Origin of the sequence: Streptomyces sp. NBC_01476 (genome assembly GCF_036227265.1) — a bacterium.
Lineage (GTDB): Bacteria > Actinomycetota > Actinomycetes > Streptomycetales > Streptomycetaceae > Actinacidiphila.
Genome location: NZ_CP109446.1, coordinates 5,469,031 through 5,485,846 on the forward strand (window position 1 = coordinate 5,469,031; position 16,816 = coordinate 5,485,846).

13 protein-coding genes are annotated in these 16,816 nt (G+C 74.2%); 10 read left to right on the forward strand and 3 right to left on the reverse strand.

Annotation, left to right across the window (positions count from 1 at the left end; translation table 11 throughout):
- The first annotated feature begins 177 nt into the window (after nucleotides 1–177).
- From OG552_RS24030 to nudC, 5 genes are all read left to right on the forward strand, one after another.
- On the forward strand, nucleotides 178–3,567 hold the full coding sequence (locus tag OG552_RS24030; RefSeq protein WP_329141058.1) for an ATP-dependent helicase: 3,390 nt from the start codon (nucleotides 178–180) through the stop codon (nucleotides 3,565–3,567).
- A gap of 116 nt (nucleotides 3,568–3,683) precedes the next feature.
- Entirely contained in the window at nucleotides 3,684–4,478 is a 795-nt protein-coding gene (locus OG552_RS24035) for a hypothetical protein (protein WP_329136211.1), read from the forward strand.
- A gap of 94 nt (nucleotides 4,479–4,572) precedes the next feature.
- Nucleotides 4,573–8,130: a UvrD-helicase domain-containing protein gene (locus OG552_RS24040; RefSeq protein ID WP_329136214.1), complete on the forward strand. Its 3,558-nt coding sequence runs from the start codon at nucleotides 4,573–4,575 to the stop codon at nucleotides 8,128–8,130.
- 211 nt (nucleotides 8,131–8,341) lie between these two features.
- A complete protein-coding gene (locus OG552_RS24045; RefSeq protein ID WP_329136216.1) occupies nucleotides 8,342–8,470 on the forward strand; it encodes a hypothetical protein in 129 nt (42 codons plus the stop codon).
- A gap of 59 nt (nucleotides 8,471–8,529) precedes the next feature.
- Complete coding sequence (gene nudC, locus OG552_RS24050) at nucleotides 8,530–9,477, forward strand: NAD(+) diphosphatase (protein WP_329136218.1); 948 nt, start codon at nucleotides 8,530–8,532, stop codon at nucleotides 9,475–9,477.
- Between the two features lie 48 nt (nucleotides 9,478–9,525).
- On the opposite strand, the gene OG552_RS24055 is transcribed toward nudC, so the two are convergent.
- Complete coding sequence (locus OG552_RS24055) at nucleotides 9,526–9,780, reverse strand: mycoredoxin (protein ID WP_329136220.1); 255 nt, start codon at nucleotides 9,778–9,780, stop codon at nucleotides 9,526–9,528.
- A 137-nt stretch (nucleotides 9,781–9,917) separates the two neighbouring features.
- Here OG552_RS24055 and OG552_RS24060 point away from each other — a divergent pair, with 137 nt between their 5' ends.
- From OG552_RS24060 to OG552_RS24080, 5 genes are all read left to right on the forward strand, one after another.
- Entirely contained in the window at nucleotides 9,918–12,206 is a 2,289-nt protein-coding gene (locus OG552_RS24060; protein WP_443071018.1) for an ATP-dependent DNA helicase UvrD2, read from the forward strand.
- Between the two features lie 137 nt (nucleotides 12,207–12,343).
- Entirely contained in the window at nucleotides 12,344–12,718 is a 375-nt protein-coding gene (locus OG552_RS24065) for a hypothetical protein (protein WP_329136222.1), read from the forward strand.
- A gap of 176 nt (nucleotides 12,719–12,894) precedes the next feature.
- Nucleotides 12,895–13,263, forward strand: a complete 369-nt coding sequence (locus OG552_RS24070) for a WhiB family transcriptional regulator (RefSeq protein WP_329136224.1) — start codon at nucleotides 12,895–12,897, stop codon at nucleotides 13,261–13,263.
- Nucleotides 13,260–13,604, forward strand: a complete 345-nt coding sequence (locus tag OG552_RS24075; RefSeq protein ID WP_329136226.1) for a hypothetical protein — start codon at nucleotides 13,260–13,262, stop codon at nucleotides 13,602–13,604. Before OG552_RS24070 ends, OG552_RS24075 begins: the two co-directional genes overlap by 4 nt.
- Nucleotides 13,605–13,814: 210 nt before the next feature.
- Complete coding sequence (locus tag OG552_RS24080; RefSeq protein WP_329136228.1) at nucleotides 13,815–14,009, forward strand: hypothetical protein; 195 nt, start codon at nucleotides 13,815–13,817, stop codon at nucleotides 14,007–14,009.
- A 43-nt stretch (nucleotides 14,010–14,052) separates the two neighbouring features.
- Here the strand turns inward: OG552_RS24080 and OG552_RS24085 are convergent, their stop codons facing one another.
- Nucleotides 14,053–15,402, reverse strand: a complete 1,350-nt coding sequence (locus tag OG552_RS24085) for an ABC1 kinase family protein (RefSeq protein ID WP_329136231.1) — start codon at nucleotides 15,400–15,402, stop codon at nucleotides 14,053–14,055.
- 8 nt (nucleotides 15,403–15,410) lie between these two features.
- Nucleotides 15,411–16,544, reverse strand: a complete 1,134-nt coding sequence (locus OG552_RS24090; RefSeq protein ID WP_329136233.1) for a TOMM precursor leader peptide-binding protein — start codon at nucleotides 16,542–16,544, stop codon at nucleotides 15,411–15,413.
- Nucleotides 16,545–16,816 lie beyond the last annotated feature (272 nt).

The following is a 16,816-nucleotide window of genomic DNA, read 5'->3' on the forward strand; positions in this document are numbered from 1 at the left end:
CATCCGGGGGCCGATCATGCGCACGACCGACCGTCCGGAGTACATTGCCCGACCACCACGAAACCGGCTGATCACGTGAACCTCTCCGCTCCATCCTCCGCCGCGGTCGCGGGCGCGGTCCCCGGGCTGCCGGGCACGCCGTACGCGACAGGCCCGGGCGTCGGAGGCTACCGGCTGGTGCGCGCGCCGGTGGCGCCCGCCGCGCCCCCTGTGCTGGACGCGGCACAGCGCTCGGTGGTTGAGCACCGGGACGGGCCGCTGCTCGTCCTGGCCGGACCGGGAACCGGCAAGACCACGGCCCTGGTGGAGGCGGTCAGCGCGCGGGTCAGGGCCGGCACCCCGCCCGATCGCATTCTTGTTCTGACCTTCCACCGAAAGGCCGCGCTGGCCCTGCGGGAGGCCACCGCGGCCCGGCTGGGCACCCAGGGTCCGCAGGCCGCCACCTTCCACGCCTTCTGCTACGGCCTGCTCCGCGCCCACCAGCCCGCCGACCGCTACGCCGAGCCGCTGCGGCTGCTCTCCGGGCCCGAGCAGGACCTGCTGGTCCGCGAGCTGCTGGCCGGCCAGCCCGCCCTGGCCGCGGCCGGCCGGGCCCATGTGCGCTGGCCGGACGACCTGCGCGCGGCACTCACCACCCGCGGATTCGCCGACGAGGTGCGGGCGGTGCTCGCCCGCAGCCGGGAACTCGGCCTCGCGCCGGCCACGCTGCGCGACTTCGCGCACCGCCTGGGCCGCCCCGACTGGCGGGCGGCGGCCGACTTCCTGGCCGAATACCTCGACGTCACCGATCTGCAGGGCGTCATCGACTACACCGAGCTCGTCCACCGCGCGGTCCGGCTGGTCCGGCGGCCGGAGGTGCACGCGGAGCTGACGGCCCGCTACGACGCGGTCTACGTCGACGAGTACCAGGACACCGACCCCGCCCAGGTCGGCCTCCTCAAGGCGCTGGCCGGCGGCGGCAGGACCCTGGTCGCCTTCGGGGACCCGGACCAGTCGATCTACGCGTTCCGGGGGGCCGACGTCAACGGCATCCTCGACTTCCCCGCGCAGTTCCCCCGGCGCGACGGGAGCCCCGCCCCGGTCCGCGTCCTGACCACCTCCTACCGCGTCGCCGCCCCCGTGCTGGACGCCGCCCGCCGCCTCACCGACCGGATGCCGCTGCCCCGCCTCCCCGCCGGCGCGGCCCGCGCCCACCGTGCCCCGGTGCCGGTACGGAACCGGGGCACGGTCGCGGTCCGCACGTATCCGTCGCCGGGCGCGGAGACCGACTCCATCGCCGATGTGCTGCGCCGTGCCCACCTCGAAGAGGGCTTCGCGTGGGACGACATGGCCGTCCTGGTGCGCAGCGGCACCCCGCTCCCGGCCCTGCGCCGCGCCCTCACCGCGGCCGGCGTCCCCGTGGACCTCGAAGCCTCCGACGCCCCCCTCCACGCCGAACCCGCGGTGGCCCCCCTCCTGCTGGCCCTGCGGGTGGCGGCGGAAGCGGCGCTGCCGCCCGCGCCGGCCGCAGTGCCCGTAGTGCCCGCGCCCCCCGCGCCGCCCGTAGTGCCCGCACCGTCCGGGCAGGAGGCCGCCGAGGACGCCCCGCACGCCTTCGCCGCGGCCCCGGGGGGCGCCGGGAGCGCCGGGAGCGCCGGGAGCGCCGGGAGCACGGCCGCCGGGCGCGGGCTCCCCGGGGGCTGCGGAGAGGCCCGCGGGCTGCGCCTGACCGTCGAGGACGCGCTGGCGCTGCTCGCCTCGCCGCTCGGGGGGATGGACTCGGCGGACCTCAGGCGCCTGGGCCGCGCCCTGCGGGAGGAGGAGCGGACCGCCGGGCACCCCGTACCGCGCCCCTCCGACGTGCTGATCGCCGAAGCCGTCGCGGAACCCGAGCGGCTCGCCACGTACGACAGGACCTACGCCCGGGGCGCCCTGCGGCTCGGCCGGCTGCTGAAGGACGCCCACCGCACCCTGGAGCGCGGCGGCACCGCGGAGGAGGCCCTGTGGGGCCTGTGGGCCGGCTCGCCGTGGAGCGCGCGGCTGGAGCGGGCGGCCCTGCGCGGCGGTCCGGCCGGCCGCAACGCCGACCGGGACCTGGACGCGGTGTGCGCGCTCTTCGAGACCTCGGCCCGCGCCGAGGAACGCACCGGGGGCCGCGGCGCCCTCAACCTCATCGACGAACTCTCCGCCTTCGACATCGCCGCCGACACCCGTACCGCCGCCGCCGTACGCCAAGGCGCGGTCCGCCTGACCACGGCGCACCGCGCCAAGGGCCAGGAGTGGCGGCTGGTCGTGGTGGCCGGCGTCCAGGAAGGCGTCTGGCCGGACCTGCGGCGGCGCGGCTCCCTGCTGGAGGCGGACCGGATCGGCCGGGACGGTCTCGCGCCGCAGCTCAGCCAGGGCGCGCTGCTCACCGAGGAGCGCCGGCTCTTCTACGTCGCCACCAGCCGCGCCCGCGAACGCCTGCTGGTCACCGCGGTGAAGTCGGCCGCCGACGACGGCGACCAGCCGTCCCGCTTCCTGGCCGAACTCGGCGTACCGCCGCAGGACGTCACCCACCGCCCGCGCCGCCCGCTGGCCGTCGCCGCCCTGGTGGCGGAGCTGCGGGCCACCACCGTCGACCCGGAGGCATCCCCGGCGCTGCGGGAGGCCGCCGCGCAGCGGCTCGCCCGGCTGGCCGCGCTCACCGACGACGGCCACCCGCTGGTCCCGGCCGCTCACCCGGACCGCTGGTGGGGCCTGTACGAGCCGACCCGCTCGCAGGTGCCGCTGCGCGACCGGGAGCAGCCGGTGGCGCTGTCCGGCAGCGCCCTGGACCAACTGGCCAACACCTGCGCGCTGCAGTGGTTCCTGGGCCGAGAGGTCAAGGCGGAGCCCCCGTCCACCACCGCCCAGGGCTTCGGCAACGTCGTGCACGTCCTCGCCGACGAGGTCGCCTCCGGCCGTACCCCGGCCGACCTGGACGTGCTGATGACCCGGCTGGACTCCGTCTGGGACGCGCTCGCCTTCGACGCCCCCTGGAAGTCCCGGCAGGAGAAGGAGAACGCCCGCGCCGCCCTGGAACGCTTTCTGCGCTGGCACATCATGGAACGCGGCCGCAAGCCGGTCGGCTCCGAGCACGGCTTCGACGTCACCCTCGGCGCCGGCGACGTCCAGGTCCGTATCCGCGGCAGCATGGACCGGGTGGAGAGCGACGCCCAGGGGCAGGCGTACGTCGTCGACTTCAAGACCGGGCGGTCCAAACCGACCGCCGCCGAGGTCGCCCACCACCCCCAACTGGCCGTCTACCAGCTCGCCGTGCGCGAGGGCGCCGTGGACTCGCTGTTCGGCGGCGAGCGTCCCGCCGACGGCGGCGCGGAGCTGGTCCAGCTGCGGCTGGGCGCGGCCAGGCGGGACGGCGGGGACGAACTGCCCGCCGTACAGCGGCAGGCGCCACTTGAGGGGGAGTGGGCCGAGGACCTGCTGGCCAGGGCCGCCGGGCGGGTGCTGGACGAACGCTTCACGCCGGCCGCCGGACAGCACTGCACGCACTGCGCGTTCCGCGCCTCCTGCTCGGCCAGGACGGAGGGCCGGCACGTCGTGGAGTGACCCGTTCTGCCCTGTGGATAACCGAAGGTGGCCTGTCGGCTCCTGGCGCTACATTGACAGGGCAAGCGGGGAGGGACGCGCTGGGGAGCGCGGCCGGACATCAAGGGGGGCGGGCCGTGCGGGCCTTCGGACAACTCATCGCGGCAGTGGCCGTCGTCAGCACCGGCGGCGCCCTGCTGGCGGGCTGCGGCGGCGACAAGAACACGCAGTCGGCGGCGGCGCCGGTGGTGCGTGCGGTGTCGACCACCAGGACGCCGGGGGCGTTTCCCGGCATCTCGGGCAAGGGCGTGCTGAAGGACGCGGTCGACGCGATGGAGAGCACGCCGACGATGACCGTCGACCTGCACACCACCGGTGACGACGACGAACCGATCCACATGAAGGCCGCCGTCACCGACACCGGCAAGTGCGCCGCGACCGTCGAGGACGACGGCGACCGGTTCCAGCTGATCGGCACCGGCGAGCAGTACTACATGAAGGCCGACGAGACGTACTGGCAGGACAAGGGCGGCGCCGACGGCGACGCACTCAGCGCGTTCGCGGCCGGGAAGTGGCTGAAGCTGCCCAGGGACGCGGGCGCGCAGGCCGGCTTCAAGCAGTTCTGCGACCTGAAGACCCTGCTGGGCAGCATGGCGGACGCCGGCTCCGAGGGCACCGTCACCAAGGGCCGCGTCCTCACCTACGCAGGGGAGCAGGTCCAGTCGCTGACCCAGCACGCCGACGACGGCGACACCGAGATGTACGTGGCGGTCAACGGCACCCCGTACCTGCTCAGGGCCTTCACACCGGACGACGACTCCAACACCGCGACCTTCAGCGGCTTCGGCAGGGCCACCCGCATCACGGCGCCGCCGGCCGGCCTGACGGTGGACATATCCGCCTTCGGCGGCGACCCGGGCTTCTCCGTGTGAGACACCGGCCGGTGTGACCACGGACCCGGAGCACGGGCGGCGGCACGGCCCGCCCCGGCGCCCCGTGTCGGCAGGGCCGGATAGCCTCACCAGGGTGGCAACCCGCATCACCCGACCCGAGCAGCTGAAAGAGCTGCTGGGCATCCCGTTCACCCCGGAGCAATTGGCGTGCATCACCGCGCCTCCCGCGCCGGGTGTGATCGTGGCCGGGGCCGGTTCGGGGAAGACCACGGTGATGGCCGCCCGGGTGGTGTGGCTGGCCGGCACCGGCCAGGTCGCCCCCGACCAGGTACTCGGGCTGACCTTCACCAACAAGGCGGCGGGCGAACTCTCCGAGCGGGTCCGCAAGGCGCTGGCCCAGGCCGGCGTCACCGACCCGGAACCCCTGCCGCAGCACCCCGGCGAGGACACCACCGCGCCCGGCGACCCGCAGATCTCGACCTATCACGCCTTCGCCGGCCAGCTGCTCAAGGACCACGGCATGCGGATCGGCCTGGAGCCCACCGCGCGGCTGCTCGCCGACGCCACCCGCTACCAGCTGGCGGCGAAGGTGCTGCGGGCGGCGCCCGGCCCCTACCCCGCGCTGACCAAGGGCCTGCCCACGCTCGTCGCCGACCTGCTGGCGCTCTCCGGCGAGCTGGCCGAGCACCTGGTGCCCGCCGAGCGGCTGCGGGCGTACGACACCCGGCTCGCCGCCGAGCTGGCCGCCTTCGACCCGGGAAAGCGCGGTTTCGCCTGGGTCCGGGACGTCCAGCAGGCGGTGGCCGCCCGCCGGGACCTCGCCGAACTGGCAGCCGCCTACCGGCAGGAGAAGCAGAGCCGGGAACTGCTGGACTTCGGTGACCAGATCGCCCTGTCCGCGGCTCTGGCGCAGGAACGCCCCGAGGTGGGCGCGATCCTGCGCGACCAGTACCGCGTGGTGCTGCTGGACGAGTACCAGGACACCTCGGTCGCCCAGCGACTGCTCCTCGCCGGGCTCTTCGGCGGCGGCAGCGGCCATCCGGTCACCGCCGTCGGCGACCCCTGCCAGGCGATCTACGGCTGGCGCGGTGCCTCGGTCGCCAACCTCGACGACTTCCCGCGGCACTTCCCGTACGCCGACGGCCGCCCCGCCGACCGGTACGCGCTGCGGCAGAACCGCCGCTCGGGCGGCCGGCTGCTGGAGCTGGCCAACACCCTGGCCACCGAACTGCGGGCCCGGCACGAAGGCGTCGAGGCGCTCACCCCCGCGCCGGGCGCCGAACGCGACGGGCTGGTGCGGTGCGCCCTGCTGCCCACCCAGGAGGAGGAGACCGCCTGGCTCGCCGACTCCATCGCCCACCTCGTCGCCACCGGCACCGCCCCCGGTGAGATCGCCGTGCTGTGCCGTACCGCGGGCCGGTTCCCGGAGATCCACGCGGCACTGGTCGCCAGGGACGTACCCGTGGAGGTGGTGGGCCTGTCCGGGCTGCTCCATCTGCCGGAGGTCGCCGACCTCGTGGCCACCTGCGAGGTGCTGCACGACCCGACCGCCAACGCATCGCTGGTCCGGCTGCTCACCGGCCCTCGCTGGCGGATCGGCCCGCGCGACCTGGCGCTGCTCGGCCGCCGTGCCCGGCAGCTCGTCCGGTACGCGGGCCGCGGCCCCGGCGACGGCACGGACCCGCTGGCGGCGGCCGTCGAAGGCACCGACCCGGCCGAGGTGATCTCGCTGGCCGACGCGCTGGAGACGTTCCTGGACGCGGCGCCGCTGCTGGGCGGTGACGGCGACGAACTGCCGTTCTCGGCCGAGGCGCGGGTCCGGTTCGCCCGGCTGGCGGCCGAGATAAGGGAACTGCGCCGCACCCTCGCCGACCCGCTGATGGACGTCCTGCACCGGGTGCTCACCGTCACCGGCCTGGACGTCGAGCTGTCCGCGTCCCCGCACGCGCTGGCCGCCCGGCGCCGCGAGACGCTGCACAACTTCCTCGACGTGGCCGCCGGTTTCGCCGCCCTCGACGGGGAGGCGACGTTGCTGGCGTTCCTCGGCTTCCTGCACACCGCGGTCCAGTACGAGCGGGGCCTGGACAGTTCGCTGCCCGGCGGTGAGAACACGGTCAAGGTGCTCACCGCGCACAAGGCCAAGGGCCTGGAGTGGGACGTGGTGGCCGTCCCCGGCCTGATCGCCAGGGGCTTCCCCAGCGAGCGCGGCCGGGAACTGTGGCCGGCCAACGCCAAGGTGCTGCCGCACGGCCTGCGCGGCGACGCGGCCACCCTCCCCGACGTCCCCGAGTGGACCCGGGCCGGGATGGACGGCTTCCGGGACGCGATGAAGGAGCACCAGCGGATCGAGGAACTCCGGCTGGGATACGTCACCTTCACCCGGCCGCGGTCGCTGCTGCTCGGCTCGGGGCACTGGTGGGGGCCGACCCAGAAGTCGCGGTTCGGGCCGTCGGCCTTCCTGGAGGCGCTGCGCGAGCACTGCGAGGCGGGCGACGGCGAGATCGAGCACTGGGCGGACGAACCCGGGCCCGAGGCGACCAACCCGGCGCTGGACACCGCCGTCGAGCCGGCCTGGCCGCTGCCGCTCGACCCGGAGGCGCTGGTCCGGCGGCGGCGGGCGGCGACGGCGGTGCTGGCGCACCTGGACCGGCTGGACCACCCGGACCACCTGGGTCAGCCGGGGCACCTGGATCACCCGGACCGGCCGGGTCACCCGGGTCACCTGGATCACCCGGATCACCCGGATCACCCGGATCAGCCGGACCGGCCGGGGCACCTGGATGACCAGGGTGCCCCGGACCGGCTGGACGGTCCGGAGGGGGCGGACGGCGCCGGCGATCGCGGCGGCCCCGGCCTCGGTGATGCTGACGGTACGGGCGGCGAGGACACCCCGGGCCGGCTGGACCCGCCGCGGGCGGGGGACGTGCCGGGGCCGCGTGCGGAGGGGCCGGCCGGACCCGTACCGGAGGACGGCGCCGGGGGCGATCGGCTCGTGCCCGAGGAGGCGCGGCTGGTCGCGTCCTGGGACCGGGACCTGGACGCTCTCGCCGGAGAGCTGCGGCGGGCGCGCGCCACCGTCCGGGACGTACCGCTGCCCGCGTCGCTGACCGCCACCCAGCTGATGCGGCTGGCCGCCGACCCGGACGGGCTGGCCCGCGAGCTGGCCCGGCCACTGCCGAGCCCGCCCGGGCCCGCCGCCCGCCGCGGCACCCGCTTCCACGCCTGGGTCGAGTCCCGCTTCGAGGTCCGCCCGCTCTTCGCCCCCGAGGACCTGCCCGGCATCGACCCCGGCAGCCCCGGTGACCCCGGCGACGCCATCGCCGACGAGCAGGACCTCGCCGACCTCAAGGACGCCTTCCTGCGCACCCCGTACGCCGACCGCCCGCCCTACCGCGTCGAGGAGCCGTTCCACATCACGCTGGCCGGCCGCCTCATCCGCGGCCGTATCGACGCCGTCTACCGCGACGGCGACGGCTACGAACTCCTCGACTGGAAGACCGGGCACCGCCCCGATGCCGCGGACCCCCTCCAGCTCGCCATCTACCGGGTGGCCTGGTCGGAGCGCGAGCGCGTACCGCTGCACCGGGTCAGGGCCGCCTTCCTGCACGTCCGCAGCGGCGAGGTGGTCCGCCCGCGGCACCTCCCCGACCGCGCGGCGCTGGAACGCCTCCTCGACGGTGCCCCGCAGTGATGCGCGGAGGGGCGTGGCGGGGCGGCGGGGCGGCGCCGGCGGTGTGACGGACCTACCGGCGGACGGTGCACCCCGGGAGTACGCCGGTTGAACGGGCGCCGCCCGCCCGCACCGGTTCCGCAACACCGCCCCCCGCCCCGTGACGGCCACCACAGCGGACGGGCCCGGATACCGGTCCGCAGGCCCGGTGGCTGCGGTTACGCTCGTAGACATGAGCTCGACCCCGGACAACGACGTCCCGGACCCCGCAGTCCGCACGTACCGCCGCCCCCGCCGCACCGCGGAGCCGCACCGTCCGGGACCGGGCACCGACACCGGGCACCACCCGGCGAGTCGATGAGCCCGATTCCAGTGCGCCAGCCGATTTCCGTGACCTCGACGGGGAGCAGGAAGCAAGCCTTGACAGGACGTTTCGACACCACAGCCCAACCGGTGGCCCTCACCCACGCGGTGGTGGACCGCGCCGCGCACCACCGCCAGGACGAGGCGTGGCTGGCCGCTGCCTGGAGCCACCCCAGCACCCGGGTGTTCGTGGTCTCCGGCGGCCAGGTGCTGGTCCAGGACACCGACGACGGCGGCACCGAACTCGTGATGACCCCGGCGTTCGACGCCCCCGAGTCCGAGATGCACCGCTACTTCCTCGGCATCGACCCCGCCGACGGGGTGCGCTACTTCGCCCTGCAGAAGGACGCGCTGCCCGGCCGGATGGACGACGAGGCCCGCCCGGCGGGCCTGCGTGAGGTCGGCGGGCTGCTCTCGCCGCTCCAGGCCGGGCTGATGGTGCACGCCGTCGCCCTGGAGAACTGGCAGCGCCTGCACCGCTTCTGCTCCCGCTGCGGCGAGCGCACCGTCATCGCCGCCGCCGGCCACATCCGCCGCTGCCCCGCTTGCGGCGCCGAGCACTACCCGCGCACCGACCCCGCGGTGATCATGCTGGTCACCGATGACGAGGACCGCGCCCTGCTGGGCCGCCAGGTGCACTGGCCGGAAGGCCGCTTCTCCACGCTGGCCGGCTTCGTCGAGCCCGGCGAGTCCCTGGAGGCGGCGGTGCGGCGCGAGGTCCTGGAGGAGGCCGGCGTGGTGGTCGGCGACGTGGAGTACGTCGCCAGCCAGCCCTGGCCCTTCCCGTCGAGCCTGATGCTCGGCTTCATGGCCCAGGCCACCAGCTCGGTGATCACGGTGGACGGCGAGGAGATCCACGAGGCCCGCTGGTTCTCCCGCGAGGACCTCCGTGCCGCCTTCGAGTCCGGCGAGGTGCTGCCCCCGTTCGGCATCTCCATCGCGGCCCGGCTGATCGAACTCTGGTACGGCAAGCCCCTGCCCCGCCAGGGCGCCACCGGCCGCTGAACGGCTGCGATGCCCGCCCGCGCGGGGCGGGCGGGCCGGCGGGGGGCCTCAGGCGGCCAGGGCCTGCTTCACCTGGGCCACGGAGGGGTTGGTGAGCGTGGTGGACTTGCCGCTGTCCCCGGAGATCAGCAGCGTCGGCACCGTCTGATTGCCGCCGTTGGCCTCCTCCACGAACTTCGCGGACGCCGGGTCCTGCTCGATGTTGACCTCGGTGTACGCGATGCCCTCGCGCTCCATCTGGCTCTTCAGCCGACGGCAGTAGCCGCACCAGGTGGTGCTGTACATGGTCACGTTGCCCGACATCGGTGTTCGCTCCTCGTTCCGGGGATCTGCCACTGCGTGAACGCGCGCGCCCCCCGCGGCATTCCGGTGGGCGTCACCCGTAAGAGGGCTGTGGACAACTTCTCCGGCCTGTCGGCGAGACCTGGCAGAGTGGCGGGGTGACTGCGACAACCCACGACTCGCTCTTTCCCGCGATGCCCGACTCCGCGGACGCGGTGCTCGACGGCCTGGACCCCGAGCAGCGCGCCGTCGCCACGGCCCTGCACGGCCCGGTGTGCGTGCTGGCCGGAGCCGGCACCGGCAAGACCCGGGCCATCACGCACCGGATCGCGTACGGGGTCCGCGCGGGGATACTGCAGCCCACGACGGTGCTCGCGGTGACCTTCACCGCGCGGGCGGCGGGGGAGATGCGCGGGCGGCTGCGCCAGCTGGGCGCCGGCGGGGTGCAGGCCCGCACCTTCCACTCCGCCGCGCTGCGCCAGCTCCAGTACTTCTGGCCGCGGGCGGTCGGCGGCGAACTGCCCCGCCTGGTGGAGCGGAAGGTCCAGCTGGTCGCCGAGGCCGGCGCGCGCTGCCGGATCCGGCTGGACCGCAACGAGCTGCGGGACGTCACCGGCGAGATCGAGTGGTGCAAGGTCACCCAGACCGTGCCCGAGGAGTATCCGGCCGCCGCCGCCAAGACCGGCCGGGACGTGCCCCGCGACCCCGCCGAGATCGCCCGCATCTACACCACTTACGAGCAGCTCAAGCGCGACCGCGGGGTGATCGACTTCGAGGACGTGCTACTGCTGACCGTCGGTGTGCTGCAGGACCGGCCGGACGTCGCCGACACCGTGCGCTCGCAGTACCAGCACTTCGTCGTGGACGAGTACCAGGACGTGAGCCCGCTCCAGCAGCGCCTGCTCGACCTGTGGCTGGGCGGCCGGGACGACCTGTGCGTCGTCGGCGACGCCTCCCAGACCATCTACTCCTTCACCGGCGCCACCCCCGACTTCCTGCTCGGCTTCCGCAGCCGCCACCCCGACGCCACCGTGGTGAAGCTCGTCCGCGACTACCGCTCCACCCCCCAGGTCGTCGGCCTGGCCAACGGCCTGCTCGGGCAGGCCCGCGGCCAGGCCGCCGCCCACCGGCTCGAACTGATCTCGCAGCGCGAGGCCGGCCCCGAGCCCACCTACACCGAATACGCCGACGAGCCCGCCGAGGCCGAAGGCGCCGCCCGTCGCATCCGGCAGCTCATCGACTCCGGGGTCCGGCCCAGCGAGATCGCCGTCCTCTACCGGATCAACGCCCAGTCCGAGGTGTACGAGCAGGCGCTCGCCGACGCCGGCGTGCCCTACCAACTGCGCGGCGCCGAGCGGTTCTTCGAGCGGCCCGAGGTGCGGGAGGCGGGCATGCTGCTGCGCGGCGCCGCCCGCGCCTCCAGCGATCCGGGCGAGACCGCCCCCACCATCCCCCAGCAGGTGCGGGACGTGCTCAGCTCCCGTGGCTGGGCCTCGGAACCGCCGGCCGGCTCCGGCGCGGTGCGCGACCGCTGGGAGTCACTGGCCGCACTCGTCCGCCTCTCCGAGGACTTCGCCGCCGCCCGGCCCGACGCCACCCTCGGCGACTTCGTCGGCGAGCTCGACGAACGCGCCAACGCCCAGCACGCCCCCACCGTCGAAGGCGTCACCCTCGCCTCCCTGCACGCCGCCAAGGGTCTCGAATGGGACGCCGTCTTCCTCGTCGGCCTCACCGAGGGCACGCTCCCGATCACCTACGCCAAGACCGACGAACAGGTCGAGGAGGAGCGCCGGCTGCTCTACGTCGGCGTCACCCGGGCCCGTTTCCACCTCGCGCTGTCATGGGCGCTGTCCCGCTCCCCCGGCGGTCGCGGCGGGCGCCGGCCGTCCCGTTTCCTGGACGGTCTGCGGCCCGGCTCCGCTCCCCGCGGAGCCCGTGGCTCCGGTGGAACCGGAGGCGTGGAGCGCGGCCAGGGCGGCGGCCGCAAACGGCGCGGCCCCGTGCTCTGCCGGGTCTGCGGCCGCACGCTGTCCGACGCCGGCGAGATCAAACTGATGCGCTGCGAGGACTGCCCCTCCGACCTCGACGAAGGTCTCTACGAGCGGCTGCGGGCCTGGCGGGTGGAGCAGGCCAAGGCGCTCGGCCAGCCCGCCTACTGCGTCTTCACCGACAAGACGCTGCTGGCCATCGCCGAGGTCCGCCCGTCGGGAGAAGCGGAACTCACCTCGATCGCCGGTGTCGGCGCCCGCAAACTCGACAAGTTCGGCGCGGACGTACTGGCCCTGGTGGCGGGCGGGGACCCTGACGACCCCGCCCTCGGTCCGGCCGGTGCCCCGGCCGGCGACCCGTCCGAAGCCGCCGCCGATGACCCCGGTGACCCCGGTGACCCCTCGGCGGATCCCGCCGAGCAGCCCGGAGAATCTTCTGAAGAAGAAGCCGAAAAATAGTTTGCGCATCCCGCGGAAGTCCCCATAGCCTTCCTGAGCACGAACGGGAACGGCCCTTCCGAGAGCCCACCCGGACGTGATGTACTAGGCAAGTCCGGTCCACCGCCCTTACGAGACGCCGAGAGGAGGCGAGCCCAATGATCAGCCTGACCACCACCAAAATGACCGATCGTTCGGTCGTCGCCACCTGCCCGCTCGGCATTTCGATGCCCGCCACCGGTCTGTCCGCCGTCTCCCTGCTCCTGCCGGTCATGCCGGTGCGTGAGCGGAGCGAGCGACCGACCCAGGCGCCCGCGGTAGCGGCGGCAGTGGCACAGGCGCAGGCCTATGCCTCTGCGGCTCCCACCAACGGCGCCGGCGCTGGTGGCGCCAAGGGTGCGAACGCCGCCAATGGTGCGGCGCTCAACGGACGGGCGTTCAAGGAATACGCGTTCAACGGACAGCAGAAGAAGACGCAGCAGCACGGCAAGTGGGCCTTCCGCGGGCTCGAACCCTGGAGTGATCCAGCCTGATAGCGCATCAGGTCGGCACCTCAGGGCCGCGGAATCCCAGACCGGGATCCGCGGCCCTTCTGTTTTCCCCGACCGCATGCCTGTCGCACCCGACAGGCGGCGCCATCAGCGAAGTCAGTACAGCCAGACCGACAACCGGCCACCAGCCGGACCGACAGACGAGGAACGAGCCAACCGTGCAGACCACCGAGCACGAAACGTCCGGACCCAAGCCCGACCCGGGCAACCTCGACCACCCTCCCGCGCCTTCCACGGAGCCCACCTTGCTGCCCCTCACCGAGCTCGACGACGAGATCGAGCGTCTCGGAGTGCCCGTCCCCTGCCGGACCTACGACCCCGAGGTCTTCTTCGCGGAGTCCCCGGCCGATGTCGAGTACGCCAAGTCCCTCTGCCAGACCTGTCCGGTCCGCGAGGCCTGTCTCGCCGGCGCCAAGGACCGCCGCGAGCCCTGGGGTGTCTGGGGCGGCGAGCTGTTCATCCAGGGCGTTGTCGTGCCCCGCAAGCGGCCGCGTGGCCGCCCGCGCAAGAACGCTGTCGCGGCATGAACGCGAGGAAGACCAGGGCGCCCGGCACCATCGACCGGCCGCTGACACACGATCCGAAGAACCGTCACCCGAAGACCCCGAAGAATCAGGCCCCCATGACCCCCAGCCTCGGCGAACCCTCCGCCCGCTCGATCGACACCCTCGCACCGCACCAGAACAGGAACCTCGAAATGCAACTCATGCCAGAAGCTCTGGCGAGGGCCCACATGCAACAGCGCTTGCAAGAGGCCGAACACGAACGCAGGTCCATCCACCTGCGCAACGCCCGCCGGCTCCAGCGGCGCGCCGAACGCGCCTCGCTGCGCGCCCGCCGCGCACTGGCCATGGCGGTCATGCAGTAATCCGCAGGCATCCGGAGCGATCCGGCAAGGGCCGTGGCGCGGCGCGATCCGTGGCCACGGTCATCAGGACGCAGTAAGCCGGCCCCGGTCACCTCCGGAGGGTCTACCGCGCCGCTGACCTCGTACTATCGCGCGGGGCCGGTCGAAACCGACCGGCCCCGCGCTGCGTTGTGGCGGCGAACCGCGCGTCGCCGGAGGTATCGTCGCCCAGTGGATCAGCAGACCTCTCAGACCACGACCACGCAGACCACCACGACCTGCGCCCGCTGCGGCGAATCCGCCGACGGCCTGCCGCTGACCTGGACCTGCTCCGTCGAGAACGGCATCCGCGTCTACTTCTGCGACGACTGCGCCCGCAGACACCTGCGCAGCATCGAAGGACGGCTCGACTCCGCCTGGTGGTAGCGATCACCCCGCTGGTGGTAACGACCGCCCCGCCGCCGGCCGCTCAGGCCGACTCCTCGGCGTCCCCCGCCGCGAAACCGGGCAGCCATTCGAGCAGTTCCTCCCGCAGCCGCACCGTCGCGCCCAGCTGACAGAGCACCCCGATGGTGCTCAGCGTCACGCGGTGGATCAGCAGATACGACGGCGGCAGGTTCAACTGCTTGCCCAACTGGTGTGCCGGCGACCGCGGATCGGCGATCCGTGCCGCCTGCGCCCGCATCCAGGCCCGCTCGAAGGTGAAGTCGGCCCGGCCGGCCGGTTCGATGATCGGCTGCAGATAGTCCAGCACCGCGTCGGCGTCCAGATTGATCGTCGGCTTGACGAAGCCCTCCTCGCGGAGCATCGCGTACACCTCCTCGGCGTCCCCCGCCAGCGCCAGCCGCAGCGCCGTGCCGATCGGCAGCGGCAGGCCCTCCGGCAGCCGGTCCACCGTGCCGAAGTCCAGCACCCCCAGCCGCCACCCCGACGCCGGGCCGTCGTCGGTCAGCAGCCGGAAGTTGCCCGGGTGCGGATCCGCGTGCAGCAGCCCGGTGCGGGCGGGCCCCGCGAAGAGGAAGTATGCCAGCAACTGCCCGGCCCGGTCCCGCATCTCCTGGCTGCCGCCGGAGATCACCTCGGAGAGCGGGATCCCGTCCATCCACTCGGTGACCAGCACCTGATCGGCCTGGTGCACCACGTCCGGCACCTCGATGTCGGGGTCCCCGGTGAACTCCTCGGCGTGGACGTGCTGGGACTCCGCCTCCAGGGCGTAGTCCAGCTCCTCCGCCACCCGCCGGCGCAACTCCGCCAGCAGCGGCTTCACATCCATGCCCGGGATCAGCGGGCCGAAGAGACGCGCCACCCGGCCCAGCTGCGCCAGATCCGACAGCAGCGCTTCCCCGGCCCCCGGGTACTGGACCTTCACCGCCACCTGGCGGCCGTCCTTCCACACCGCCCGGTGCACCTGCCCGATCGAGGCGGCGGCGGCCGGGGCGTCCTCGAACTCGGTGAAGAGCGAACGCCAGTCCTTGCCCAGCCGCTCCGCCAGCACCCGGTGCACCGAGCGGGCCGGCAGCGGCGGCGCCGCCTCCTGCAACTTGGTGAGCGCCGCCCGGTACGGACTCGCCACATCCTCCGGGAGGGCGGCCTCGAAGACCGACAGGGCCTGCCCGAACTTCATGGCCCCGCCCTTCAGCTCTCCCAGCACCTTGAAGAGCTGATCCGCGGTGCGCTCCTGCAACTCGGTGGCGACCTCGTCCGCGGGCCTCCCGCCCAGGCGTTTGCCGAGCCCCAGAGTGGCCCGCCCGGCGAACCCCAGGGGGAGCGCCGCCAGCTTCGCGGTGCGGGTCACCGCCTTGCGCGGAAGATCAGACATGCGCCCCCTCATTTCCCATCGGTCACATGGCCATTGTGCCCCTCCGCGGCTCCGCACCCGCAGCGCACGTCCGGCGGAAGCGCCCGCAGCCGGGACGAGAGCCGGCCGAGGGAGAGCTCCACCCGTGCCCCGGCGCTCGGCGGGACCCGCCCGTCCAGCTGCGCCAGGACATGGCCGGCCGCGAGCCCGGCGACCGTGGTGGCCAGGGCGATGTCGCAGGCCGGCACCCCCGGCTGCCGCCCGGATCTGAGCTGCGCCAGCATCCGCGGCCACGCCGGGTCCTGCGCCGCCAGCCGCAGCCCCAGGCACTCCCCGCACCCGGTGCGGCCCGGCAGCACCAGCGGGCCGACCACTCCCGTCCCCTCCAGCACCCCGGCATAGAGGTGCGGCACCCCCGCCGCCACCAGGTGCCGGGCCTCGGCCACCTCGGGGGCATAGGCGTTGATGCCGTCCCGCGGCGCCAGGACGGTGACGCTCGCCCCGATGGGTCCGGCTGATCCGGCCGGTCCGGCTGCTCCGCCGGCCCGGGCGGGTCCGATGGTCCCGGACGCCCTGGGCTCCGGGGCCGCGCGCCGCACCGTGCCCCGGCCCGCGGCGTCCCGGCGGTCGCCGATGTGGTCGGCCGGGATGCCGCAGGGGGTGGTGTCCCAGGGCTCGACGCGCCCGGTGTCGAGCAGGTCGACAGTGCCCACGCCGGCCGCCGACAGGACGGCGGCGAGCGCGGACCCGACCCGTCCCGCGCCGTGCACGCGCACCCGGGAGGCCCTGCGGTGCCGTATCCGGGCGGCCGCGCCGCCGGGGCCGGGGTGGACGACGGAGAGGGCGGCGAGGTCCGGGCGGAGCCGGTCGAGCGCCGGGGTGCGGTGCCGTATGGCCGCGGCGAGGCCGGCGTGGCTGGCCGCGTCGTCCAGCACCCCGCCCTCCGCGAGCAGTCCCAGCAGCCGCCGCACCCGGTCCGGGCCGAGCCCGAGGGCGCGGGCGTCGCGGGTGAGGGTGGGGGCGCTGCGGGTGCCGTCGAGCAGGTCCAGGAAGCCGGCCGCGGCCCCGTCGACCGGTTCGAGCACCACCGCGTGGGCCGGGTCCATTCCGAACTGGACGCTTTCCCGGTCGCGCCAGCAACGCCGCAGTGCGCTTTTCAGCATGGGACGCATGACCGTCCTCCGTTCCGTTCCGGTGAAATGCCGGGCAGTGAAATCCCCTGGCCGACCGAGGCCCGCCGCCGATCGCGACGGACACCGGCGGAAGCCACAGCCCGCACAATCGCCACTCACGCTCCGTGAGCGGCTGAGTTCAGAATGCCGTCCCGCGCACGCTCGGCTGAGAAGTTATCCACAGGCTGTGAGGAATAGTCGTTCAATATGCGTACGAACCGAGGGGATTCCCGGATCGACCGGCCGGGAGACGGGACTTCCCG

Coding starts and splice junctions, on each gene's coding strand:
- OG552_RS24075 (WP_329136226.1), top strand. CDS start 13,260: ATGAACGCGAGGAAGACCAGGGCGCCCGGCACCATCGACCGGCCGCTG.
- OG552_RS24085 (WP_329136231.1), bottom strand. CDS start 15,402: ATGTCTGATCTTCCGCGCAAGGCGGTGACCCGCACCGCGAAGCTGGCG.
- OG552_RS24055 (WP_329136220.1), bottom strand. CDS start 9,780: ATGTCGGGCAACGTGACCATGTACAGCACCACCTGGTGCGGCTACTGC.
- OG552_RS24045 (WP_329136216.1), top strand. CDS start 8,342: ATGAGCTCGACCCCGGACAACGACGTCCCGGACCCCGCAGTCCGCACG.
- OG552_RS24065 (WP_329136222.1), top strand. CDS start 12,344: ATGATCAGCCTGACCACCACCAAAATGACCGATCGTTCGGTCGTCGCC.
- OG552_RS24090 (WP_329136233.1), bottom strand. CDS start 16,544: ATGCTGAAAAGCGCACTGCGGCGTTGCTGGCGCGACCGGGAAAGCGTC.